This is a genomic window from uncultured Henriciella sp., assembly GCF_964005855.1.
Lineage (GTDB): Bacteria > Pseudomonadota > Alphaproteobacteria > Caulobacterales > Hyphomonadaceae > Henriciella.
Genome location: NZ_CAXFSW010000011.1, coordinates 14,048 through 35,966 on the forward strand (window position 1 = coordinate 14,048; position 21,919 = coordinate 35,966).

The 21,919-nt window shown below is 60.7% G+C and carries 20 protein-coding genes and 1 tRNA gene; 15 read left to right on the forward strand and 6 right to left on the reverse strand.

Translation table 11 applies throughout. The features are described 5' to 3' along the window. The first annotated feature begins 8 nt into the window (after positions 1–8). From ABNU55_RS11510 to ABNU55_RS11520, 3 genes are all read left to right on the forward strand, one after another. Positions 9–416, forward strand: coding sequence for a hypothetical protein (locus ABNU55_RS11510; RefSeq protein ID WP_290751656.1), 408 nt, complete (start codon positions 9–11; stop codon positions 414–416). Positions 417–575: 159 nt separating this feature from the next. Continuing rightward, positions 576–1,079, forward strand: coding sequence for a DUF411 domain-containing protein (locus ABNU55_RS11515; protein WP_290751654.1), 504 nt, complete (start codon positions 576–578; stop codon positions 1,077–1,079). A gap of 165 nt (positions 1,080–1,244) precedes the next feature. Then, entirely contained in the window at positions 1,245–3,479 is a 2,235-nt protein-coding gene (locus ABNU55_RS11520) for a M3 family metallopeptidase (RefSeq protein WP_348764370.1), read from the forward strand. A gap of 87 nt (positions 3,480–3,566) precedes the next feature. On the opposite strand, the gene ABNU55_RS11525 is transcribed toward ABNU55_RS11520, so the two are convergent. Then, positions 3,567–4,178, reverse strand: coding sequence for an ABC transporter substrate-binding protein (locus tag ABNU55_RS11525; protein WP_290751650.1), 612 nt, complete (start codon positions 4,176–4,178; stop codon positions 3,567–3,569). Positions 4,179–4,410: 232 nt separating this feature from the next. Here ABNU55_RS11525 and ABNU55_RS11530 point away from each other — a divergent pair, with 232 nt between their 5' ends. After that, on the forward strand, positions 4,411–5,427 hold the full coding sequence (locus tag ABNU55_RS11530) for an SDR family NAD(P)-dependent oxidoreductase (protein ID WP_290751648.1): 1,017 nt from the start codon (positions 4,411–4,413) through the stop codon (positions 5,425–5,427). A 4-nt stretch (positions 5,428–5,431) separates the two neighbouring features. Here ABNU55_RS11530 and ABNU55_RS11535 read toward each other — a convergent pair whose 3' ends face one another. The 3 genes from ABNU55_RS11535 to ABNU55_RS11545 form a co-directional block, all read right to left on the reverse strand. Beyond that, complete coding sequence (locus tag ABNU55_RS11535; protein WP_290751647.1) at positions 5,432–5,962, reverse strand: VOC family protein; 531 nt, start codon at positions 5,960–5,962, stop codon at positions 5,432–5,434. Next, a complete protein-coding gene (locus ABNU55_RS11540) occupies positions 5,962–6,615 on the reverse strand; it encodes a carboxymuconolactone decarboxylase family protein (protein WP_290751645.1) in 654 nt (217 codons plus the stop codon). Before ABNU55_RS11540 ends, ABNU55_RS11535 begins: the two co-directional genes overlap by 1 nt. 127 nt (positions 6,616–6,742) lie before the next feature. Beyond that, positions 6,743–7,243, reverse strand: a complete 501-nt coding sequence (locus ABNU55_RS11545; protein WP_290751643.1) for a hypothetical protein — start codon at positions 7,241–7,243, stop codon at positions 6,743–6,745. Positions 7,244–7,582: 339 nt separating this feature from the next. On the opposite strand from ABNU55_RS11545, the gene ABNU55_RS11550 reads away from it, so the two are divergent. The 5 genes from ABNU55_RS11550 to ABNU55_RS11570 all read left to right on the forward strand — a co-directional run bounded on the left by ABNU55_RS11550 (position 7,583) and on the right by ABNU55_RS11570 (position 12,639). Then, a complete protein-coding gene (locus tag ABNU55_RS11550) occupies positions 7,583–8,005 on the forward strand; it encodes a BLUF domain-containing protein (protein WP_290751641.1) in 423 nt (140 codons plus the stop codon). A gap of 88 nt (positions 8,006–8,093) precedes the next feature. Continuing rightward, a complete protein-coding gene (locus tag ABNU55_RS11555) occupies positions 8,094–9,068 on the forward strand; it encodes a hypothetical protein (protein ID WP_290751639.1) in 975 nt (324 codons plus the stop codon). Between the two features lie 136 nt (positions 9,069–9,204). Further along, on the forward strand, positions 9,205–11,202 hold the full coding sequence (locus tag ABNU55_RS11560; RefSeq protein WP_290751636.1) for an acetyl/propionyl/methylcrotonyl-CoA carboxylase subunit alpha: 1,998 nt from the start codon (positions 9,205–9,207) through the stop codon (positions 11,200–11,202). Positions 11,203–11,222: 20 nt separating this feature from the next. Further along, positions 11,223–11,774 (forward strand): DUF805 domain-containing protein, encoded by a 552-nt coding sequence (locus ABNU55_RS11565; protein ID WP_290751634.1) that lies wholly within the window; start codon positions 11,223–11,225, stop codon positions 11,772–11,774. Between the two features lie 91 nt (positions 11,775–11,865). Next, positions 11,866–12,639 carry a DUF805 domain-containing protein gene (locus ABNU55_RS11570; protein ID WP_290751632.1) on the forward strand — a complete coding sequence of 258 codons (774 nt, stop codon included), beginning with the start codon at positions 11,866–11,868 and terminating at the stop codon, positions 12,637–12,639. Here ABNU55_RS11570 and lipB read toward each other — a convergent pair. Next, the gene (gene lipB / locus ABNU55_RS11575) at positions 12,636–13,337 is read right to left on the reverse strand and encodes a lipoyl(octanoyl) transferase LipB (protein ID WP_290751630.1); all 702 of its coding nucleotides are present in this window, start codon (positions 13,335–13,337) and stop codon (positions 12,636–12,638) included. The two genes, ABNU55_RS11570 and lipB, sit on opposite strands and share 4 nt — an antisense overlap. Positions 13,338–13,420: 83 nt before the next feature. On the opposite strand from lipB, the gene ABNU55_RS11580 reads away from it, so the two are divergent. The 4 genes from ABNU55_RS11580 (at position 13,421) to ABNU55_RS11595 (ending at position 17,881) form a co-directional block, all read left to right on the forward strand. Beyond that, a tRNA-Leu gene (locus ABNU55_RS11580) sits at positions 13,421–13,505 on the forward strand. Between the two features lie 59 nt (positions 13,506–13,564). After that, positions 13,565–14,956, forward strand: a complete 1,392-nt coding sequence (gene mgtE / locus ABNU55_RS11585; RefSeq protein ID WP_290751628.1) for a magnesium transporter — start codon at positions 13,565–13,567, stop codon at positions 14,954–14,956. A gap of 81 nt (positions 14,957–15,037) precedes the next feature. Next, positions 15,038–16,651, forward strand: coding sequence for a lysozyme (locus tag ABNU55_RS11590; protein ID WP_348764371.1), 1,614 nt, complete (start codon positions 15,038–15,040; stop codon positions 16,649–16,651). A 57-nt stretch (positions 16,652–16,708) separates the two neighbouring features. Then, complete coding sequence (locus ABNU55_RS11595) at positions 16,709–17,881, forward strand: isovaleryl-CoA dehydrogenase (RefSeq protein ID WP_290749114.1); 1,173 nt, start codon at positions 16,709–16,711, stop codon at positions 17,879–17,881. On the opposite strand, the gene ABNU55_RS11600 is transcribed toward ABNU55_RS11595, so the two are convergent. Then, the gene (locus ABNU55_RS11600; protein WP_290749111.1) at positions 17,878–19,461 is read right to left on the reverse strand and encodes an ATP-binding protein; all 1,584 of its coding nucleotides are present in this window, start codon (positions 19,459–19,461) and stop codon (positions 17,878–17,880) included. The two genes, ABNU55_RS11595 and ABNU55_RS11600, sit on opposite strands and share 4 nt — an antisense overlap. Positions 19,462–19,686: 225 nt before the next feature. On the opposite strand from ABNU55_RS11600, the gene egtB reads away from it, so the two are divergent. Together egtB and egtD are read left to right on the forward strand one after the other, a co-directional pair. Then, on the forward strand, positions 19,687–20,955 hold the full coding sequence (gene egtB, locus ABNU55_RS11605) for an ergothioneine biosynthesis protein EgtB (RefSeq protein ID WP_290749108.1): 1,269 nt from the start codon (positions 19,687–19,689) through the stop codon (positions 20,953–20,955). After that, positions 20,952–21,893, forward strand: coding sequence for an L-histidine N(alpha)-methyltransferase (egtD, locus tag ABNU55_RS11610; RefSeq protein ID WP_290749105.1), 942 nt, complete (start codon positions 20,952–20,954; stop codon positions 21,891–21,893). Before egtB ends, egtD begins: the two co-directional genes overlap by 4 nt. Positions 21,894–21,919: the final 26 nt, after the last annotated feature.

Sequence of the window (21,919 nt, forward strand, 5' to 3'; positions counted from 1 at the left end):
TCCCGGCCATGCTGACGCGCGCGTGGATCCTCGAAACCCTTGCAAAGCTGCCAGTCTGGACCTGGCCGCTTTTCCTGATCGAGGTCTGGGCGTTCGAGCGCTATTACCGCGCCTATCGCGCGGCCAATCCCATCGGCATGCTGGGGATCGGGGTCCTGGCCAACGGACGGATCGTCATCAAGCTTCGGGTTGCCGGAAAGCCAGAGGGCGAGCGCGGGAGCGTGGGCGCGGACTGGACCGGTCTCGCCCCGCGCGCCCCATGGCAACGCCTCGCCCCGGGCGCCGCTTTTGCCAGCGTTCGCGCAGACCCGGCAAAACACCGTGCATGCACCGGGGGTGCACCGCCCATGCACTGCCGCAGCACCGTCCTTGCACTGGCCACTTCTGAACCCGCAAGACCGCTCGCCCCACCCTAGGGGTGCGCATTTCTCCAGTCTCAATCTCATGAGCGTCAGCGGGAAGCCCCGTCTGGCGCCGCCCGTGCTGGAGGCGGTCATGGGGCTCGCTGGTGACGGGCAGGGCAGGGGCCGCTATGCTGCAGGACAGAGTGCCATCCCGCATAAAGGTCCAGCCCCATGCCGAAATTCCTCGCCTCCATCCTTGCCAGCCTCGTTCTCGCTGGCGCCGTCTTTACCGGCTGGACCCTGTTTTCCGCGCCGGCCCATGCCCAGACCATGACGGTCCACAAGACGCCCTGGTGCGGCTGCTGCGCGAAATGGGCCGAACACCTTGAAGAGAACGGCTTTACCGTCGTCATCGAGGAGCATGAGGACCTCACCCCCATCCGCAGCGAGCTTGGCGTGCCCGATGAGCTTCGCAGCTGCCATACCGGTGAGGTCAATGGCTATGCGGTCGAGGGCCATGTCCCGGCCAGCGATATCCGCCGCCTGCTGGCCGAGATGCCCTCTGCGCGCGGTCTCTCTGTGCCGGGTATGCCGGCCGGCTCGCCCGGTATGGAGATGGGCGGCCGGGTCGATGCCTATGACGTCGTCCTGTTCGGCGATGAGGGGTATTCCACCTGGGCAAGCCATGGCACAGCAGCCGGGGATGAAGGCCCTCACGGGTCCCACGGCCACTAGGTTTCTGGCGCGGCTCCGGCGCCTTCCTTACCGAATTGTCATCCCTCAACCCCTGCGATGGATTGGACGTCCCCGGCGGGCGAATGCTAGAACACGGGTTAATTGCAATTGAAATGACTTTTTCGGCCCGCCTCTTTTCGGGCCGGGCTTATCAAAACTGGAGTGATGATAAACGTGAATCTGAAGACCTTATTGTTCGCAGGCGCCTCCGCGCTGACACTGACAGCAATGGCGCCCGCCTTTGCGCAGGATGAATCTGCCGAGACCGATATGACCGAGGCCGATGGCGAAACCACCGCCGAAGCAGGCGACCCGCAAGTCCTGCTGGCCGAATGGACCGGCCCCTATGGCGGCGTGCCGCCCTTCGACAAGGTTGAGGTGTCCATGTTCCAGCCCGCGCTGGAGCAGGCCATGGAAAGCGCGCGCGCCGAGATCGACGCCATCACCGCGCAGGACGCAGCCGCGACCTTCGACAATACGATCCTTCCGCTTGAGCAGGGCGCCGGCGAGCTTGACCGTGCGCTTGCCGTCTATGGCATCTGGGCATCGGGCCTGAACGGGCCGGAGGTTCAGGCAGTCCAGCGCGAAGTGGCCCCGAAACTCGCCGCCTTCCAGGATGCGATCTATCAGAACGGGGCGCTCTTCGAGCGGATCGACGCGATCTATAATGGCGATGCCTATGACGACCTGACGGCTGAACAGCAGCGCCTCGTCTGGGACTATTATACCGATTTCGTCAGCGCGGGCGCCGCCCTTGATGAAGACGAGAAAGCCCGTGTGGCGGAGATCAATCAGGAGCTGGCAACGCTCTACACGACCTTCTCCAACAACCTCCTGCATGACGAGGAATCCTACGTCACCTGGCTCAGCGAGGATGATCTGGCAGGGCTTCCGGATTCTGTCGTGAACGCGGCGAAATCGGCGGCAGAGAGCCGCGACAATGAAGGCGGCGAATACGCCATTCTCAACACCCGCTCCTCCATGGACCCGTTCCTGACCTATTCCGACGACCGCGCCCTGCGCGAGAAGGTCTGGCGCACCTATTATGCGCGCGGCGACAATGGCGGCGAGTACGACAATAATGACATCATCGCCAAGATCATGCCGCTGCGGGCCGAGCGCTCGAAGATCCTCGGCTATGAAAGCTTCGCTGACCGCTCGATCGAAAAGGCTGTGGCGGGCAATCCGCAGGCGGCGATGGACCTGATGATGAAGGTCTGGCCGGCGGCTATCGCCAAGGTCGATGAGGAAGTCGCCGCAATGCAGGCGGTGGCCGATGAGGAAGGGGCCGATATCACCATCGAGCCCTGGGACTATCGCTACTATGCCGAAAAGGTCCGTCAGGCCGAGTACGACTTCGACTCCGAGGAAGTGAAGCAGTACCTCCAGCTCGAGAATTTGCGTGAAGGCATGTTCTGGATGGCTGGCGAGCTTTACGGGATGGAATTCGAGCAGGTCACCGACGTGCCCGTCTTCCACGAAGATGTCCGTGTCTGGGACGTGACCCGCGACGGCGAGCATCTTGGCCTCTGGTATTTCGACCCGTATGCCCGTACCGGCAAGCGGTCCGGCGCCTGGATGAATGCCTATCGCACGCAGGACAATCTCGACGGCTTCACCACGCCGATCGTGTCCAACAACTCCAACTTCGTGAAGGGCGCCGAGGGCGAGCCTGTCCTGATTTCCTGGGACGATGCCTCAACGCTGTTCCACGAATTCGGTCACGCCCTGCACGGCCTCAGCTCGAACGTCACCTATCCGACACTCGCCGGTACGGCTGTGCCGCGCGACTATGTGGAGTTCCCGAGCCAGGTTCACGAGAACTGGCTGCCAACGCGTGAAGTGCTGGAGAACTATGCGCTTCATGTCGACACCGGCGAGCCCATCCCGCAGGAGCTGGTCGACAAGATCGAACGCGCCGCCAATGCGCGGCAGGGCTTCGATACGACCGAGTATCTCGCCAGTGCCCTCGTCGACATGAAGCTTCACATGATGACGGACTTCGAGGATTTCGATCCGGACGCGTTTGAGCGCGAGACGCTGGAAGAGCTTGGCATGCCGGAAGAGCTTCCGATGCGCCATCGCATGCCGCAATTTGCGCATATCTTCTCCGGTGAGGGCTATGCGGCCGGCTATTATGCCTATCTCTGGGCCGACACGTTCAGTGCCGATGCGTGGGAAGCCTTTGAAGAAGCAGGCGGGCCCTATGACCGCGAAACGGCCGATGCCTTCGGCAAGTGGATCCTCTCGGTCGGCAACACGATCCCGCCGTCTGAAGCCTATGAGAAGTTCCGTGGCCGTCAGCCCGATACCAATGCGCTGATGCGTGATCGCGGCTTTGGCGTTGCGGGCGAAGCCTCGGGCGGTGTCGGTGACGACACCAATGCCCCGATCGAGTAAACCCGAAACAGGTTTCTCCCAATCAAAAGCCCCGGCGAAATCTCGCCGGGGCTTTTTTTGTCCGCCTGTCTTCAGGACGGAGTAGTCTTAGCTCGAAATCTCAGTGATGAGGGCTTCGATGTCGCCATTGTTGCGGTCCAGAATGGCCTGGAACTGAGCACGTTGCTCAATGGCGAACCAGATGTCCTGTGCCTGGATGTCGACGATGTGCCAGCTGCCATTGGCAACCACGCGCCAGCTCATCTCCTGCGGCTGGGAATTGTCGGAGGTTCTAACCTGGCTGACCACGATGGCATCGTTTTCACCGCGCGGAATGACATCCGTCACGCGGAAATCTGCGCCCGAAAGTCCGGACAGGTGTTCTTTCATCTGGTTGCGGGCAAAGGTCTGGAAGGCTTCTGTGTAGCGGGCCTGCTGGTCGGCGCTGAGGTCCGGCCACTTGTTGCCAAGCGTGAATTTCGCCACAGCGTCGAGGTCCACATTGGTCAGGATGCGGTCTGCTTCCTCATCGGAAATGACCTGGTCGTTCAGCGCCTCAATGGTCTGGTCGGCGGTGGTCGTGACGATCTGGGTGGCGTCATGATCTTCATTTGCGGCCTGGGCAACTGGCGCGGCGGCGAGGGCGCCGGTGACGGCGAACACACCGGCGACGAGCCGGGTGCGCAGGTTGCGGGGTGTCTTGTTCAGGGCGGGCGTCATTCGGGTTCTCCTTGTGCGGTTGCACGACAATTCTTGCTTACAACGCGTCGTTGCGTTTCGCTCATGACGCAGATTGAGAACGCGCTTGGGCAGAACCGGTTTCACGCAAGCCTGCGATGTCACCTATTGCGAGAGTGCATAGGTGAAGGGGAAAGCAGCAAACCGGTGCCATTCGACAAGTCGCGCGCCCCCTCTACATTACCGGTCATCGCACGCAATCGGAGGTGTCCTCATGTCCAGTCCTGTATCGCCCAGCCGCCGCCAGCTCCTGATGGGGGCCGGTGCCGCCGCCCTTGCCATGTCGTCTGCATCTGCGGCCGCGCAGTCAGCAGGCTCAGGCCGGTCCGCAGGGGCAGGGCTGACCGGAAAATCGGTCCTGATCACAGGGACGTCCTCAGGTTTTGGCCGGCTCGGGGCCGAACACTATGCGCGTCTCGGCGCAAAGGTCTTTGCCACGATGCGCAACCTGCCGCGTCCGGAAGCCGATGAGCTGCGTGCCCTCGCCGAGGATGAAGGCCTCGATATCACCGTGATCGAGATCGACGTCACGTCGGATGAACAGGTCGAAGCGGGTGTGGCAGAGGCAGAAGCGGCCGCTGGCGGGACGCTGGACGTACTAATCAACAATGCCGGTATAGCCATGTCGGGGCCCATCGAAGTGCAGGACCTTGAGGCGACGAAGCTGATGTTCGACACGAATGTCTTCGGCGCCCAGCGTATGATCCGCGCCGCGCTTCCGGCCATGCGGGAGGCTGGCCGCGGACAGATTTTCAATGTGACGTCGCAGCTCGGCCGCCTCATCATTCCGGGCCTCGGGCAGTATTCGCCCACCAAATTTGCGCTGGAAGCACTCAGCGAGCAGCTGGCCTATGAGACGGTGGAGAAGGGGATTGATGTCACCATCATCCAGCCGGGCGGCTATCCGACCGAGATCTGGCAGAATGCGGCCGACCGGTCCGCCGCGCTCAAGACGCGCAGCCGCGATAGCCTTATCGAGGCCTATCCTCAGCTCACAGCCGGTATGGGCGAAGCGAGCAATGGCGGGGGGAACACGGACCCGATGGATGTGCCGCGCGCGATTGCGGAAATCATCGCGATGCCGGCCGGCCAGCGCCCGCTGAGAAAGCCGGTCCATCCGGCTGCCAAGCCGCAAATCCCGATCAACAAGGTATCGGCAGAGCAGCAGCTCGCCATGCTTGGCGGGTCCGGTTACGGGCCGTGGCTGCGCGCGGTGTTGAAGAACGGCTAGGCGGTCAGGCCGGCTCCGGCTCCCAGAACTTTATAAGGGCCGGGGGCGGAGAGGGGTTGAACTCGGTCTCTTCCAGCGCGGCAAGTGCCCGCTCCCGGTCGGCCTCATCGAAGCTGCCGGTGGTCAGGCAGAATTCCACCGCATTGCCGCTCGGATCGGTCGTATAGATGGAATGGCACCAATTATGGTCGATCTCGAAGACGTTGAGGCCCGCGGCCTGCCATTTCTTCCGCCAGGATCCGAGTTCTTCCTTGCTGGAAACGGAGAAGGAGTAATGATTGGTCAGTGGGGGCAGGTTTGCCGCCTTGTTGAGATCATGGATGTGGGTCTCCTGATCGACGGTGTCGTGAAGCTCCCAGAAGGCGATGAATTTGGAATCGTCGCCGTCCATCCGGTAGAAGAAGTGCTTGCCCCATCCCCCGGACTGGATCGGCGCGACCTCCACTTTCACCAGTTCAAACCCCATGATGCCTTCATAGAAGTCATGGGTCGCCTTCATGTCTTTCGCCGCAAGTGCGAGATGATGATACGCCATTATTTTTCCTCCCCTTTATCTTTTTCATCGACCATGGACATCACGTCGGCGCTGTCACCTGCCGGAGCGGGCACTTCGACAACACGCTCGTCCACATCGTCATATTCAAGCCGCAGGGCACGGCTCATTATGGCGTGCATCATATAGGTGCAGGTCGTGTAGGTCAGCTCCAGGATCTCTTCGTCGGAAAGCCCGGCCTTGAGCCCGTTGAAAATGCCATCGCTCACTCGCCCGCGCTCCAGCACAAGCGCGTCCGTATAGGCCAGGACCGCACGCTCGAGCGGGTCGTAGCAGTCGGCAACCTGCCAGTTTGGGATCGCTTCGATTTGCGCCTCTGTCAGACCGACATCGCGGCTCGCCTTGCAATGCTGGGAAAAGACAAATTGCGAGCCGACCGCATAGCCCGCCCGTGTCTGGCCCAGCTCACGCAACTTCGGATCAAGTTTCCGGTCCTTGGAGCGGTAAAACTGGAAGCCTTCGGTCGTGTGTTTGAAGGCGTCGGGCACGATGTTGAAGACGGTCCACCAGTTTCCCGGTGTCCCTGTTGCGGTGCCGGGACTTTCAATCGGGTCGCGATCTTCGAACAAAAGGTCGAAAATACGGTTGGCGAACGGGTTTCCGGCTTCCCGGCCGGCCTGTTTCAGTCTGGGCAAATTGTTTCCTCCGGCACGCCGCCCGGTGATCTTTAAGGTGCCACCCGGTCAGCATGAAGGAAGCCTGCGCGCCTTTCCCTGTCGTTAGTCAAGCGCGTAATCGGAAAGGAGAAGAGGGGGGATTTTGCTATTCGCGCACGAGCGCCGCGCGCGGCGCCCCACCTTCCATATGGCCGGAAAAACCCTCGCCTGCGCGCCGGCCCTGCCAGACGATGTTTGCGCCCTCATCCACAAGCGTCAGAGTGTCCGGGGCGAGATAGAGCCAGCGGACCGGTGCCCGTGTCGCGAAGGGCCAGTCCCCGGCAATCGAAACGTCGCCGCTGGCCATGCGGGGCTGCCCTGAGAGCTCTATACCGGCCATTCCGCGTCCCTCCGAGATCAAGGACCAGTCGCCCATTATGCTGGCAGCATCGTCACGCGGGTCAGGTTCCGCAGAAGCCTTGCTATTCGGATCGGCTGGCTCCGATGTCTCGGCCTGTTGCGGCTCGGCCATCTCGCTCGCGGGTGCCGTCTCCACGCCAGCCTCCTCGTCGGACTGTACCGGCTGGGCGCAGGCTGTGAGAATGAACAGGACTCCCGCGGACAGCCCCCCGGCCGGAGAATGAAAAAGGCGTTTTGCAGATGTCATGACGCAGCTCCTCGACGCAATTGACAGATATAAGATGCATCGGGCGTCATTGGTTGCAATTCCGGCGCGCCAGTCTCCGCCTCGCATTGCTCGCAAGAGCTTTCGGGCGGGAGGGCGCATGGTTTCTGATCAACGCTGAACAGAAATCTGCGTCCCACCGGAAAACCGCCTATCCTATAACCTCGGACTTGCCTGCAACCCACAGAAATCACACTTCAATATATCTAAGATACCTGAAAGCTGGTATGTTCGGAAAAGAAAATGAACCAAAGTCAGATAAGGCTGACGCGCCGATAGAGTGGCTGGCGTCGGTCAATCTGAGCGATCAAGAATTGCGGAGTGGGTGAAACGATGTACCGTCTGGTCTATGTGAGTACGGCTGCCGAGTCCCTGAAGGAAGACGATATAGACAACATCCTGAATGTCTCCCAGTCGAACAATGATGAGCGTTACATTACAGGCTTCCTTGCCCACAATGGACGCTCCTTCATGCAGGCGCTCGAGGGTGAGCGGCGCGAAGTGGTCGACATCTATGATCGGATCGTGGCCGATGAGCGCCATTTTGGCGTCGCCCAGATTATTGGCGAACCTGTCGAGAAGCGGGCCTTTCCAGACTGGTCGATGAACTATCACCGGGTGGACGACAATGAAGGGTCTTCGGCCATGGTGGTGCGTCAGGACGAATCTATCGATGCCCTTCTCAATCCGGATATGCCGCGCGACCTTCTCTATCTCTTTTCCAAATTCCTGCGGATGCGCTAGGCCGGGCAGCCTGGCTCTCTGGCGTGCTAACGTGATCGAAACGGATTTGTGAAACCTTCCCCTCTGCCAGACCAGAGGGCGAGGGGCCATGTCGCAAGCATTTCAGATCCGGATGGCGCAGATCGCTCAGCTCGGTGACCTTAGCCGCAATGAAGCTGGCCGTATTGTTCAGCACGTTTACCGCAACGGGATCGTCGAACGTTCCGAGGCCGAAGCGCTCTTTCGTCTGAATGCCAAGCTGGACGAGCCGGGCCCGATGTGGACCGACCGGTTTGTCGAGGCGATCAAGGATTTCCTGATCGAGCGCGAAGATCCCATCGGCTGGGTCACCGACGAGGAAACCGAATGGCTCATCTCGCAGATCGGCGTTTCGGACAAGGCCCCTTCAGAAGGCGAGATCGACCTGATGCTCGCCGTGCTCCGATACTCGGAGGGCGCCCCCCAATCGCTTTCTGATTTCTGTCTGGACGCCATTTCGCGCCGGATCATCGAAAACGGTCATGCGGATGAAGCGATGGCAGAGCGGATGCGTCGTATTCTCCACGCGCCCGCTGGTGACGGCGCCGTCTCGATCACGCGCCATGAAGCGAATGTCCTTTTTCGCACGAATGACGCTATTGCAGATGTGTTAAATGCCAAGAGCTGGGACAATGTCTTTGCCAAGGCCATCATCAATCATCTCCTCTCGGCCGCCCATCCCGACCCATCAAGCGAGGAATGTGCGCTCACCCGGGAGGCGTGGATGAAGGACATGGATACGAATATTGCCGGATTCCTGGGTCGTATGGCGGACGCCTTCACAAGCGGGACGTGGTTCGACAGGATCAGCTATAGTGAGGCGTCTGCTGCGCGCGCGCGCCATCATGCGGCTGAGATCGCCAGGCGTGGTGGGGCCCGCGTGACCCGGGAGGAGGAGCAATGGTTCCTGAAACGGCTGGGCTGGGACAGATCCGTGAGTGCGGCAGAACAGCGTCTGGTGGAGCTGCTAAATGAGGAAGCGCCCGCATTTGCACGCGGCCTGTCGGAAGCGCTGAAGGAGGACGGGCTGGCCATGCCGGCCTGAAGGCGCAGTCAACCTGCAGTGGGCACTGCAGCATTATTGGCAGAGGCTGACGTTAGGAGACGTCATGGACACGCCGCCCGGCGGGCTATAAGCCATGCCTTCCAACACAATCCACTGCTGATTCAGGGGGCAGTCCATGTTCAAGAAAATCCTGATCGCCAATCGCGGCGAGATTGCTGTCCGCGTGATCAAGACCTGCAAGCGGATGGGCATCAAGACGGTCGTCGTCTATTCAGATGCCGATGCCAATTCCATGGCGGTCGAAATGGCCGATGAGACCGTGCATATCGGCCCGCCGCCTGCTGCCGAGTCCTATCTTGTCATGGACAAGATCGTGGACGCCGTGAAGCAGACCGGCGCCGAAGCGATCCATCCGGGCTTTGGCTTTCTTTCCGAGAACCCTGAATTCGCCAAGCGGCTTGAGAAAGAGAAGATCGTCTTCATCGGCCCCAATCCGCATGCCATCGAGGCGATGGGCGACAAGATCAGTTCCAAGAACCTCGCCGCCGAAGCAGGCGTGAGTACCGTGCCCGGCCATATGGGCCTGATTGAATCGACTGAAGAAGCCGTGAAGGTCTCTGGCGACATCGGCTACCCTGTCATGATCAAGGCGTCAGCCGGTGGCGGCGGCAAGGGCATCCGCGTTGCCTATAATGACAAGGAAGTCCAGGAAGGCTTCCCGGCAGTGAAAGCCGAAGCGAAAGCCTCGTTCGGCGATGACCGGATCTTCATCGAGAAATTCATCGAGCAGCCGCGCCATGTCGAGATCCAGGTCATGGGCGACAAGCATGGCAACTGTATCTATCTGTTCGAGCGCGAATGCTCGATCCAGCGCCGTAACCAGAAAGTCATCGAGGAAGCACCGAGCCCGCTTCTGGATGAGGCGACGCGCAAGAAGATGGGGGAGCAGGCTGTCGCGCTCGCGAAGGCCGTGGACTATGACAGCGCGGGCACGGTGGAATTCGTCGCTTCGGGTGTCGACAAGAGCTTCTACTTCCTGGAGATGAACACCCGCCTCCAGGTCGAGCATCCGGTGACCGAGATGATCACGGGTGTCGATCTGGTCGAGCAGATGCTGCGGGTCGCCTATGGCGAGAAGCTCGCCATCAAGCAGGAAGACCTCAAGATCAATGGCTGGGCGGTCGAGAGCCGTGTCTATGCCGAAGACCCTTACCGTAAATTCCTGCCCTCCATCGGCCGCCTGCGCCGCTTCCACCCGCCGGGCGAAGGTGAGCTGGGCGAGGGCACGGTGCGGATGGATTCCGGTGTCCGCGAGGGCGACGAGATTTCGATGTTCTACGACCCGATGATCGCCAAGCTGGTGACCCACGGCAAGGACCGTGACACGGCGCTGGACACGCAGGCTTCCGCGCTGGACCGTTTCCACATCGAAGGCATCCAGGACAACATTCCGTTCGTTGCCGCCGTGATGGACGAAAAGCGCTTCCGCTCGGGCGACATCACGACAGCCTATATCAAGGACGAGTTCCCCGAAGGCTTTGATGGCGTGGAGCCGACGGACAAGCAGCGCCTCTATCTGACGGTCACGGCCGCCTATGTGCACGGCGTTTTCGCGCGCCGCGCCGAGAAGATTTCAGGGCGGATGAGTGAGCCGGCAGAGGCGCGCAAGGAGTGGGTCGTCATTCTGGACAAGCACCAGCAGCCGATTGAGCTGGAGCTTGGCGATGACAGTGCGAAGATCACCATCGAGGGCAAGGTTCACACACTCGAGACCGACTGGAAGCCGGGCACGCACCTGCTGGAAGGAACGATTGATGGCGAATCCTTTGCGGTAAAGTTTGCCGACAAGACCGAAGGCTATCTGCTGCGCCATCGCGGTGTTTCGGTACGCGCGCTTGTCTGCACGCCGCTCACGGCAAAGATGCTGGAGCGTCTGCCCGAGAAGCCGAAACCGGATACGTCCAAGCTCGTCATCTCGCCTATGCCGGGTCTTGTGGTCTCCATCGACGTTGAAGTCGGCCAGGAGGTTGAGGAAGGCGAAGCGGTCTGTATCGTGGAGGCGATGAAGATGCAGAACATCATTCGGGCCGAAGCCACCGGGACCGTGAAGACCATCAATGTCGGCGCCGGTGACAGTGTCGCGGCCGATGAGGTCATGGTCGAGTTCGAATAGGGCAGGGCCGAAGGGCAATCATGGCGCAGTCTGGCCAGCAGGCGATGACAGAGCTTCTGTTCAACCCGAAAGGGCGGATCGCCAGAAACCGTTTCTGGCAGGGCCTGATCGTGGTCACCGTCGTTGCGGTCATCAAGCGCGGCGTGGAGATCAAGCTGGCCGGTGCCATGGGCGGGCTGCTTGGTCTCATCACCATGATGATCACGCTCGGGCTGGTCTATGCGAACATCTGCATCTTCGCCAAACGCTTCCACGACGCGGGCACCACCGGCTGGTGGATCGTCGCCGTCTGGGTCGGCAAGATGTTTGTGTTCATGATGCTGTTCGGCCTGTTTGGCGGCCTTTTCCTCGGCAGCGAGGGAAGCGCGCTGATCGAAGCCATGATGGAAAGCTGGGCGAACGCGAATGAAGCCCAGCTCGCCGACGCGTCGCAGCGGCTCATGGACATGCTGTTTCCGCTGGTTGTCATCTCCTATGTGGTCAATGCGGGCCTGGCGGCCCTGATCGTCGGCGGGCTGCCAACCGAACCGCGTGACAACAGTCACGGACCCGTTCCTGAAAGCGCCGCCTAGGCTTGGCGCTGCGAAATATTATTATCGTTTATTGATAAATTCGAATTGCTGGTTATAAGCGTTTATCGATAAGACGCGAAAGCCGCACAGAATGTCACAAACGACTGAGACTGTTCTCGACCCCAAGCGCCCCTGGCTGACCGATGCGCGTGAGCTGCCGGGGCACATGAACTGGTTCGAAACCCTGTTCGACCCGACTGGCGAGTCGCCGCGCCTGCATTTCACGCGGGCCTGGACGCTGTTGTTCAGCCTGCAGTCGCTCATCATCATCGTGCCTTTCACTATTGCGCTCGTTCTCAATCTCGCAGGCGGCGATGGAGAGGGCGTCTCGCTGTTCGGGACGTATGCCACCCCGATCGTCTTCGTTGTGACGACGCTTCTGTCCTATGTGATTCATTCGCGCCGTCTCAACGATGCGGGCAAGTCGCCGCTCTGGGCCATTCTTCCTCTTTTGCCATTGTTGCTGGGGGCTGCTTTCTTCGCCACCACAGCGATGTCGAAAGCGGCTGAGTACGACAAGAAGTTTGAGATGCGCCAGGATTACCTCACCGATCCGGAGGCCTTTCGTGAGCGCCAGCGCGAAGAGCGTGAAAAGGCAGAGGCCGCCGCTGCAGAGAAAGGCGGCGAGCAGCCCCAGCAACGACGTGGCGGTCCTCCGGGCGCTCATGGCGGCATGAATCTGGACCAGCCCCTCCCCCCCAAGACAGGCTATGTCCTCAAGGCGGCCGCCCCGATGATCCAGTATTTCATGATCCCGCTCAGCGCTCTGATTGCGATCTGGAGCCTTATGTGGGTCGCGCGGGTTCCCTTTTTTGGTGCCTATCCGGGCAGCGAGGGGCAGGTCGACGAGCGCGCCCGATTCTAAGGTTCGTAATCGCGCAAGGGCGCCGGAACGTTTTCAAGCTCTGACAGGAAAATCTCGCTGAACGCCTTTTTCAAGGCGACATCGGCGTCCGTCATCGTCACCGGCAGGCCCAGATCGACGAGGCTGGTGACACCGAAACCTTCCTGCGAGATGCCGCAGGGCGTGATTCCCTCAAAGTGGGAGAGGTCCGGCTCCACATTGAGGCTGATGCCGTGAAAGCTGACCCAGCGTTTCAGGCGAAGCCCGATCGCGGCGATCTTGTCCTCGCGCGGCGGCGTGCCCGGTTGTGAGCGGTCGACCCAGACGCCGACCCGGCCGTCGCGCACTTCGCCCCTCACATTGAATTCGCCAAGCGCGGCAATGACCCAGGCTTCGAGCTTCGCCACAAAGTCCCGCACATCCTTGCCGCGTTCTGCCACGTCCAGCATGACATAGGCGACCCGCTGGCCGGGGCCGTGATAGGTGTACTGGCCGCCGCGGCTCGCCTCATGGACGGGAAAGCGATTCGCGTCCTTGAGGTCCTCAGGCCTGGCGCTCGTGCCGGCCGTATAGAGGGGCGGGTGCTCAAGCAGCCAGACAAGCTCGGGCGCGCCCTCGTCACGAATGGCGCGCACCCGGCGCTCCATAAAGGCCAGGGCGGCCTCATAATCGACCGGCGTATCGCTGACGGCCCATTCAACTACAGGAAAATCTGTCATTCGCCGCATATAGAGGTGCAAGGAGGGCTTCACAAAGCCAGTTTGCGCACTTATACCGCGCGGACTTCCCGAAGGGATCCAGTGCGGTCGTGGCGGAACTGGTAGACGCGCAGCGTTGAGGTCGCTGTGGAGCAATCCGTGGAGGTTCGAGTCCTCTCGACCGCACCATCCCTAGGGAAGCAGGCAGTCGGACGCCCTTGCCGTCCGTAACGAAGGAGGGGGCCCTCATGTCCGACCTGCCGCAATCATCCCAGACAGATATATCCGACGAACCCGTCCGCGAAGCGCATATGGATTATGTGCCCGATGTGCGCGAGGCGGTCTGGGACCGCGATACGCGCTGGCTTTCGCGCCTGCTGAACCGGCTGCACCCAGCCGACGCCGCCGACCTGTTGGAACAGCTGTCCAGCGATGACTTTGCCGCCTGTGTCGATCTGCTCGGCGGCCAGCTTCCGACCAATATCATCATCGAGCTTCGCGACGAGTACCGCGAGGAAGCTGTCGAAGTCCTGCCGGATGAGGCGGTTGCCGCCGTTCTGGGCGAACTTGATTCCGATGATGTCACCACCATTCTGGAGGACCTTGAGGATGACCGGCGTGAGCGCATCCTGGAAGAGCTGGCGCCGGAGGACAGGGCCTCGCTGGAGCAGGGCTTTGCGTATGGCGAAGAGACGGCCGGCCGTCTCATGCAGCGCGAATATTTCGCGGCGCCCGAATTCTGGACGGTAGGTCACACAATCGATCATGCGCGGGAGAATGCCGACGACCTGCCGGCGGAGTTCTTCGAAGTCTATGTGATTGACCCGGCTCACAAGCTGAAGGGCGAGGTGCCGCTTGCCACGCTGCTGCGCTCTGCGCGCGATGTGAACCTGTCGGACATCATGCAGGAAGTGGAATCGACCATTACGGTCGATATGGACCAGGAAGACGCCGCCTATCAGTTCCAGAAATACTCGCTCGCTTCAGCGCCCGTGACCGACCCGGCCGGCCGGCTGATCGGGATGCTGACCGTCGACGATGTCGTCGATGTCATCCAGGAAGAGAACACTGAAGACCTTCTGGCGCTCTCAGGTGTGAACGCCGCCGACGGGTCCGACACAGTGCTCGATTCGGTGAAATCCCGCGCGCCCTGGCTCGCCGTCAATCTTGTGACCGCCTTCATCGCCTCGGGCATCATCTCGCTGTTTGAGGGCACGCTGGACCAGATCGTCCAGCTGGCGATCCTGATGCCGGTCGTCGCCGCGCTGGGCGGGAACGCCGGCAGTCAGGGCCTTGCGGTCGCCGTGCGTGCCATCGCGGAACGGGAAATGGAAGGCGATGCGGGCCGGCGCGCAATCCTGCGCGAGACGCTCACCGGTCTTGCAAATGGAATCATTTTCGCGATTGGCGTTGCCATCATCGCCTTTGTCTGGTTCCAGAGTTCCCAGCTTAGTTTCACCATAGCTGTCGCCATGTTTGCCACCTTCATCTGGGCAGGCTTTTCCGGCATTGTTGTGCCACTCGCACTGAAACGTGTGGGTGCCGACCCGGCGGTTGCGTCTTCGGTCTTTGTTCTGACGCTAACCGATATTATGGCTTTCTTCAGCTTCCTCGGGCTGGCGACACTGATCCTGCTCTGAAGCCGGGCGGGGCTGGCTGGGCACCATGCGGCCTGCGACTTGCAGCGTCGGGTCTGACTGTATCGGTTTGGAGCATTTACTGTGTCAGAACTTCGAACATCCGACGCTGGACTGAGGCTCATCAAGGCATATGAGGGCTTCCGCCCGGATTCGCGTCAGCTGCCGGATGGCCGCTGGGTGATCGGCTTTGGTCACACCAAGGCCGCGCGCGAGGGCCTGACCATTACCGAGGCCGAAGCCGAAGCCATCCTTTCGGAATTTGACCTGCCCCCCATTGAGGAAGCGCTGAACAAGCTGCTGCTTGTGCCTGTTTCACAGAATGAGTTCGATGCGCTCGTTTCCTTCTCGTTCAATATCGGCCTGTCGCAATTCGAGGCGTCCGACGTGCTGGCGCATATCAATGCCGGTAACAAGCTGAAGGCGGCCTGGGCGATGGAAAGCTGGCGCAAGGCGCGGGTTGGCCAGCGTGACATGGTCGTCGACCCTCTGGTGCGCCGGCGCGCAGACGAAAAGGCACTTTTCCTGAAGACCGAAGGTCCTGTCCCGCACGCCTCCAGCAGCCAGTTCCGGCCCATCGTCGATATTGAAGAGACCGAGCGCTACCGCAAGCAGGTCCAGATGGCTGCCTTCCAGGCGCCGGGCTTGCCCGCGAATGACCAGATCGATGAAGAAATCTCCACCGAGGCCGCTGCCCGCCACGTCAAGGACAGGCTGACGCGCATCCTCGGTGAGGAAGAAGCCAATGAGATCCTCGCCGAGCATGGCGAGGGTGCTTATGATTATCCGTCCGACGGTGAAGACAAGAGTGTTGACGACATCCGCGCCGCCGTTTCCGCCCTGGCTATCGACACCGCGCCCAAGGGCAATCTGGCCGGCCACCTCCAGACCGAAGAAGCGATAGAAGAAGACGCTGTGGTCGAGGCAGAAGCCGAGGTCGAGGCTGAAGCTGAAGCAGAGCCGGTCTCCGAAGAAGAGGATGGTCAGCAGGCCTTCACGATCAGCGCTGACAATGATGCTGACGAGATGGACACCAGCGAGGCTGAAGAGGCGGGCCAAGCAGAAACCGCAACACCTGCCGATGAAGAAGACGATGAAGCCCACCGCGCATCCTCGCCTTTCGATCTGGTGGTGCCGCCGGTCCATCAGCAGGCAAGTGAAGACGAGCAGGAAGAGGGCTCAATCGAAGCTGAGACGGCTGAAGCCGTTGCCTCTTCCGATGAGGAAGCCGCCGCTGCCAGCGAGACCGAAGACGAGACTTCCACGGCCGCAGACGCTGATGCCAGCGAGGCTGAAGACCTCGAAACGGATGCAGATTTCGATGTCGATCTTGAGCCGCTGAGCGCTGCCTCGCTTGAAGACGAAGACGACAATGAAAACCGTGACGAACGCGGCCGCATCCTGATTGATGATCTGCGCCCGTCCGACGTTTGGCTGTCTGAAGGACGCGACGAAGAGGATGAAGTGCGCGAAGGGCCGCTGGAAACCCTGCTGTTCGCCATCCTGGCACTCGTCGGCGCAGGCCTCTTTACCTATGGCGGCTCGGCCGAGTTCGGCTGGTTCGGAATGGAGCAGGCCGAACAGACCGAGATGATGGCCTACCTTCCACCTTTCCTGATGCTGCTGGGCGGCCTGATCTGCATTGTCATGGCCTATTACTGCATCAAGGCGCTCATGGGCGGCAAACAGGAAGGCTGAGCCGCGGATACCATTCGCGCCATTGGCTTTCGGGGCAATCATGGCTAAATCCCAGCCATGATCCCGAACACATATCCCACACTGAACTTCGATCTCGGCGAAACCGCCGACATGATCCGTGAAACCGTGAAAAGTTTTGCCGCCGATCAGATCGCTCCCCTGGCTGCCGAGATTGACCGCACGGACGTCTTTCCCCGTCACCTCCTGCCCAAGATGGGCGAGCTGGGGCTGCTTGGCATCACCGTTGAGGAAGAATGGGGCGGCACCGGGCTGGGCTATCTCGAACATGTTGTCGCGATGGAAGAGATTTCACGCGCCTCTGCCTCTGTTGGCCTGTCCTATGGTGCGCACTCCAATCTTTGCGTGAACCAGCTTCGCCGCTGGGGCAATGACGACCAGAAGAAGCGCTACCTGGAAAAGCTTGTCACGGGTGAGCATCTGGGCGGCCTCGCCATGTCCGAAAGCGGCGCAGGATCTGACGTTGTCTCAATGAAGCTGAAAGCCGAGAAGAAGGGTGATCGCTACATCCTCAACGGCTCGAAGATGTGGATCACCAATTCACCGGATGCCGACACGCTGATCGTCTATGCCAAGACCGAGCCTGAGAAGAAGTCGCGCGGCATCACAGCCTTCATCATTGAACGCGGCATGAAAGGCTTCTCCGTCGCCCAGAAGCTCGACAAGCTGGGTATGCGCGGCTCGGAGACTGGTGAGCTGGTCTTTGAAGACTGTGAAGTGCCCGAAGAGAACATCATGGGCCCGCTGAACGGCGGCGTCGAAGTCCTGATGAGCGGTCTCGACTATGAACGCGCGGTCCTCGCCGCAGGCCCGACGGGTATCATGCAGGCCTGTATGGATGTCGTCCTGCCCTATGTTCACGACCGCAAACAGTTCGGCCAGTCGATTGGCGAATTCCAGTTGGTGCAGGGCAAGCTTGCCGACATGTATGTTCAGATGAACGCCGCCAAGGCCTATGTCTACACTGTTGCCAAGGCCTGTGACCGCGGCGAGACGGCGCGCAAGGATGCGGCCGGCGCCATTCTCTATGCCGCAGAGCTCGCCACCAAGATCGCCCTCGACGCGATCCAGCTGCTGGGCGGCAATGGCTATATCAACGAATATCCCACGGGCCGCCTGCTGCGCGATGCCAAACTGTACGAAATCGGGGCAGGGACGTCGGAAATCCGCCGCTGGCTCATCGGCCGCGAGCTTTTCGGGGAGACGGGCTAGATCGCGGACTTGTGGGCGAACGACCTGTCAGGCTTTTGCTCGTTTCCTCCTGAACTGAAGGATGCGTTCGGTGAAGCTGCCTCCCGGCCTTTGTACTCTGCAATTTCTGCCGGAATCCGCAGCGTAAATACCGATCCGCGCTCAGCTTCGCTCACCACGGTGATATCGCCGCCCATGAGGCGCGCGAGGCTCTGGCTGATCGAGAGGCCGAGCCCTGTCCCGCCGAATTTGCGTGTGATGGATCCATCGGCTTGGGAGAAGGACGCGAAGATATGGTCGACCTTGTCTTCTGGAATGCCGCAGCCTGTATCCGACACATGTACGGTCAGGTCTGAATAGCCGTGCGAACGCGGGTCCGCTTTGACGGCAATCAGCACTTCGCCGCGTGCCGTGAACTTGATTGCGTTGGAAATCAGGTTGCTCACGCATTGGCGCAGACGAATGCAGTCCAGAATCAGGTAGGCCGGGACGCTGTCATCGATGAAAAGGCGAAAGGAGAGGTCTTTTTCCTCGGCCGACGGCTTATGCAGTCGGAAAATACTGTTGAGCTTCTGGCGCACGTCGATCGGATGCGGTGAAAGTTCGAACTTGCCTGCCTCGATCTTGGAAAGATCCAGAACGTCATTCAGCAATGACATCAGGGCGCGTCCGGACTCGAGGATGATGGACACGTTTTCGGCCTGCACGTCGGTAAGGCTATCCTGGGCGAGGATCTGCGCCATGCCCAGAACGCCGTTGAGAGGCGTGCGGATTTCATGGCTCATATTGGCCAGAAACTGCGACTTCAGCCGCGTCGCCTCTTCTGCGCGTCCCAGCGCATCATTGAGCTCTGCCACGCGGCGGCGCTCCGGCCGGATATCCTGAATATGCGCGATATGCACCGGCTCGGTCTGGCCAGCGAGAAAGGCGCTGTTGATCGCAATCGATGTCAGGATTGTCTCTCCCGCCGCCGATACAAGTTCGCATTCATGAACATTTTTGAAGGAGCCATTTCTCGCGACCTCCTTCAGGAGTTCCTCTTCTGCAGGCAGGGAAGGCCGGCCGAGCAGCTTGCGGCAATTGTGTCCCACAAGATCGCTTGAGCGACAGCCCAGAAGTTCCTCCAGGGCGCTGTTCACATAGGTCACAGTCCCATTGTGATCGCTCAGCAGGATGGCGTGCAGGGCGTGGTCGCAGGCGAGTTTCAGACGCTCTGCCTCGCCGATGGCCTTGTCGCGCGCCTTGGCAAGTTCGGTGACCTCGTGTGAGCAGCACAGGACGCCGCGCCGTGTCGGGGTGAGTGTCGTCTTGATGACCCGTCCGACCTTTTTTGCTGCCCGGCCCTCATCGGTCATGAAGGTGACTGGCTGCCCGCTCCGGATCACGTCCAGGATTTCGCGCGTGTTACGCGCCGTGCGGTATTCAGGGTCGAATTCGAAGACACGTCTTCCAACAATGGACTGGCCGTCGCCAACCAGAGCTTCATTCATCAGCCTGTTGGCGTAGACCCATTCAAGATCGACAATGGCACCGTCCTCATTGCGGACGGGCACAACCTCGCTGATGAACAGCGGTAGTAGATCTGCAAGTTCAGGGTCCATCGGTTGGTGTGCCTGCCGGTCATTCTGTCCTTAATTTCATGAATGTCCGACTTTACTTAACGAGGCGTTGAAGGCGCTGATTCCATTGCGGATTGTGCTCGATTTGACAAATGGATGCTGCAATTGCCCGATGACTTCCGTCTGGACGCATTGTCGTGTCCAGCACGCGCTATAGTTGTCTCATCAAGTTAGCCATGCCCAGAGACGCCAATTAAAGGATGCCACATGCTTTCAGCCCGCCCATCAAGCGCGCCGAATAATCTGGCCCGTATGCTCGCAGATTTTCAGGAGATGCGTGCTTATTCGCGCGCTCTGGCCGAGGGGCTATCGGACGCCGATGCAACGGTGCAGTCCATGGAGGATGCAAGCCCGGCAAAATGGCATCTGGCCCATGTGACCTGGTTCTTTGAGTGTTTTATCCTGAAGCCGCACCTTGCCGGCTATGAGGAATTCGATCCGGCTTTCGAGTATCTTTTCAATTCCTATTACGATGCCGTAGGCGAGCGCCATCCACGCCCGCGCCGGGGCATGCTGACACGGCCCTCGCTTGACCACGTCCTGGCTTTCAGGGCGCATGTGGATGCTGCGATGGAAGAGCTGCTTGGCACGGATGTGGAGCCTGCAGTCGCGGAGCTGGTCACGCTGGGCATCCATCATGAGCAGCAGCATCAGGAGCTGTTCCTGACCGATATCCTGCACCTGTTCGCACAGAACCCGCTGAAACCCGCTTTCAGGCCGTCAGAGCCGCGCGCGATGACCGCACCGGCTACCCCGCTCACCTGGCACCGTTTCGAAGCCGGCCTGATACACATGGGGCACGAGGGGGAGGGGTTTCATTATGATTGCGAAGCGCCGCGCCACCAGACCTATGTCTATCCCTTCGAGCTTGCCAGCCGCACGGTGACGAATGGCGAATGGATCTCCTTCATCGAGGATGGCGGCTATGACCAGACACGGTTCTGGCTGTCGGATGGCTGGGCCGCCCGCCAGGCGCAGGGCTGGCAAGCGCCGCTCTACTGGCACAGACGCGACGGCGAATGGTGGACCATGACGTTGCGCGGTGCGCAGCCGGTGGATCCCGAGGCGCCCGTCTGCCATGTGAGCCAGTATGAAGCCGACGCCTATGCCAGCTGGGCCGGGGCCCGCCTGCCCAGTGAAGCGGAATGGGAACTCGCGGCGAGTGGTCTGCCCGTGAACGGCAATGATGCCGGCACAGGCCGGCTCAGCCCGGCGCCGCAGAGTGCGGACGGGCTTGCCGGCATGTTCGGCGATGTCTGGGAATGGACGCGCAGCGCTTTTCTCCCCTATCCGGGCTTCAGAGCGCCCGAGGGCGCTGTCGGCGAATATAATGGCAAGTTCATGAGCGGGCAGATGGTCCTGCGGGGCGGCTCGTGCGTTACACCTGCAGGCCATATTCGCCCGACATACCGGAATTTCTTTCACCCCGATAAACGCTGGCAGTTCTGCGGCGTAAGACTCGCAAAGGACGCATGATGGACGGCGAAGCCACAAACCCCTTTCTCGACGATGTGCTCGCCGGATTGTCGGCGCGCCGTAAGGCGATCCCCAGCCGCTGGCTTTACGATGCCCGTGGCTCGCAGCTGTTCGACGAGATTACCGAGCTTGACGAATATTATCCCACGCGCACCGAGCTGAAAATCCTGACCGGGCAGGCGCGGGACATGGCGAACGCCATCGGCCCAGATGCGGTGATTGTCGAATATGGTGCGGGCAGCCTGATGAAGGTGCGCATTCTCCTGGACGCGCTTGAGGCGCCCCGAGCCTTTGTGCCGGTAGACATCTCGTCTGAACATCTCGAAGCGTCAGCCAACGAGCTGAGAGCCTTCTATCCCGACCTGGACATCTATCCAGTCGCGTCCGATTTCATGGCCTCCAATCTCGGCGCAAGTCTTCCTGAAGGTGGGCGCCGCCGGGCCGGTTTCTTTCCCGGCTCGACCATGGGCAATTTGCTCGACCGGGAGATTGACCGCTTTCTCAAGACTACGCGCGAGGATCTCGGCGACGAGGCCTGTTTCATCATCGGCCTCGATCAGCCCAAATCGCCTGACATCCTTATTCCGGCCTATGACGATGCCGGGGGTGTGACCGCGGACTTCAATCTCAACCTGCTGGAACGCATCAACCGGGAGCTGGAGGGCAGCTTCGACGTGTCCGCCTTCAAGCATGAAGCGCGCTGGAACAGTGAGGATAGCCGGATCGAGATGCACCTTCGCAGCCTGAAGGATCAGACGGTGACGGTGGCCGGCCGCGAGTTCAGTTTTGCGGAGGGCGAGACGATCCATACAGAGAACTCCCGCAAGATTGCGCTCGACCGTTTTGCCGGAATGGCGGAAAATGCAGGCTGGACGCTGACCCGCAAATGGACCGATGAGGACGGCCTCTTCGCTGTGGTCCTGCTGGAGGCGGCCTGAGGATTTAACCCGCCGCAGGGAGGGGC

Excerpts from the sequence above, each read along its gene's own strand:
- ABNU55_RS11555 (WP_290751639.1), top strand. The coding sequence starts at position 8,094 with ATGTCGCAAGCATTTCAGATCCGGATGGCGCAGATCGCTCAGCTCGGT.
- ABNU55_RS11525 (WP_290751650.1), bottom strand. The coding sequence starts at position 4,178 with ATGACGCCCGCCCTGAACAAGACACCCCGCAACCTGCGCACCCGGCTC.
- mgtE (WP_290751628.1), top strand. The coding sequence starts at position 13,565 with ATGTCCGACCTGCCGCAATCATCCCAGACAGATATATCCGACGAACCC.
- ABNU55_RS11510 (WP_290751656.1), top strand. The coding sequence starts at position 9 with ATGCTGACGCGCGCGTGGATCCTCGAAACCCTTGCAAAGCTGCCAGTC.
- ABNU55_RS11545 (WP_290751643.1), bottom strand. The coding sequence starts at position 7,243 with ATGACATCTGCAAAACGCCTTTTTCATTCTCCGGCCGGGGGGCTGTCC.
- egtD (WP_290749105.1), top strand. The coding sequence starts at position 20,952 with ATGATGGACGGCGAAGCCACAAACCCCTTTCTCGACGATGTGCTCGCC.
- ABNU55_RS11595 (WP_290749114.1), top strand. The coding sequence starts at position 16,709 with ATGATCCCGAACACATATCCCACACTGAACTTCGATCTCGGCGAAACC.
- ABNU55_RS11530 (WP_290751648.1), top strand. The coding sequence starts at position 4,411 with ATGTCCAGTCCTGTATCGCCCAGCCGCCGCCAGCTCCTGATGGGGGCC.
- ABNU55_RS11600 (WP_290749111.1), bottom strand. The coding sequence starts at position 19,461 with ATGGACCCTGAACTTGCAGATCTACTACCGCTGTTCATCAGCGAGGTT.
- lipB (WP_290751630.1), bottom strand. The coding sequence starts at position 13,337 with ATGACAGATTTTCCTGTAGTTGAATGGGCCGTCAGCGATACGCCGGTC.
- ABNU55_RS11565 (WP_290751634.1), top strand. The coding sequence starts at position 11,223 with ATGGCGCAGTCTGGCCAGCAGGCGATGACAGAGCTTCTGTTCAACCCG.
- ABNU55_RS11520 (WP_348764370.1), top strand. The coding sequence starts at position 1,245 with ATGATAAACGTGAATCTGAAGACCTTATTGTTCGCAGGCGCCTCCGCG.
- ABNU55_RS11560 (WP_290751636.1), top strand. The coding sequence starts at position 9,205 with ATGTTCAAGAAAATCCTGATCGCCAATCGCGGCGAGATTGCTGTCCGC.
- egtB (WP_290749108.1), top strand. The coding sequence starts at position 19,687 with ATGCTTTCAGCCCGCCCATCAAGCGCGCCGAATAATCTGGCCCGTATG.
- ABNU55_RS11535 (WP_290751647.1), bottom strand. The coding sequence starts at position 5,962 with ATGGCGTATCATCATCTCGCACTTGCGGCGAAAGACATGAAGGCGACC.
- ABNU55_RS11515 (WP_290751654.1), top strand. The coding sequence starts at position 576 with ATGCCGAAATTCCTCGCCTCCATCCTTGCCAGCCTCGTTCTCGCTGGC.
- ABNU55_RS11570 (WP_290751632.1), top strand. The coding sequence starts at position 11,866 with ATGTCACAAACGACTGAGACTGTTCTCGACCCCAAGCGCCCCTGGCTG.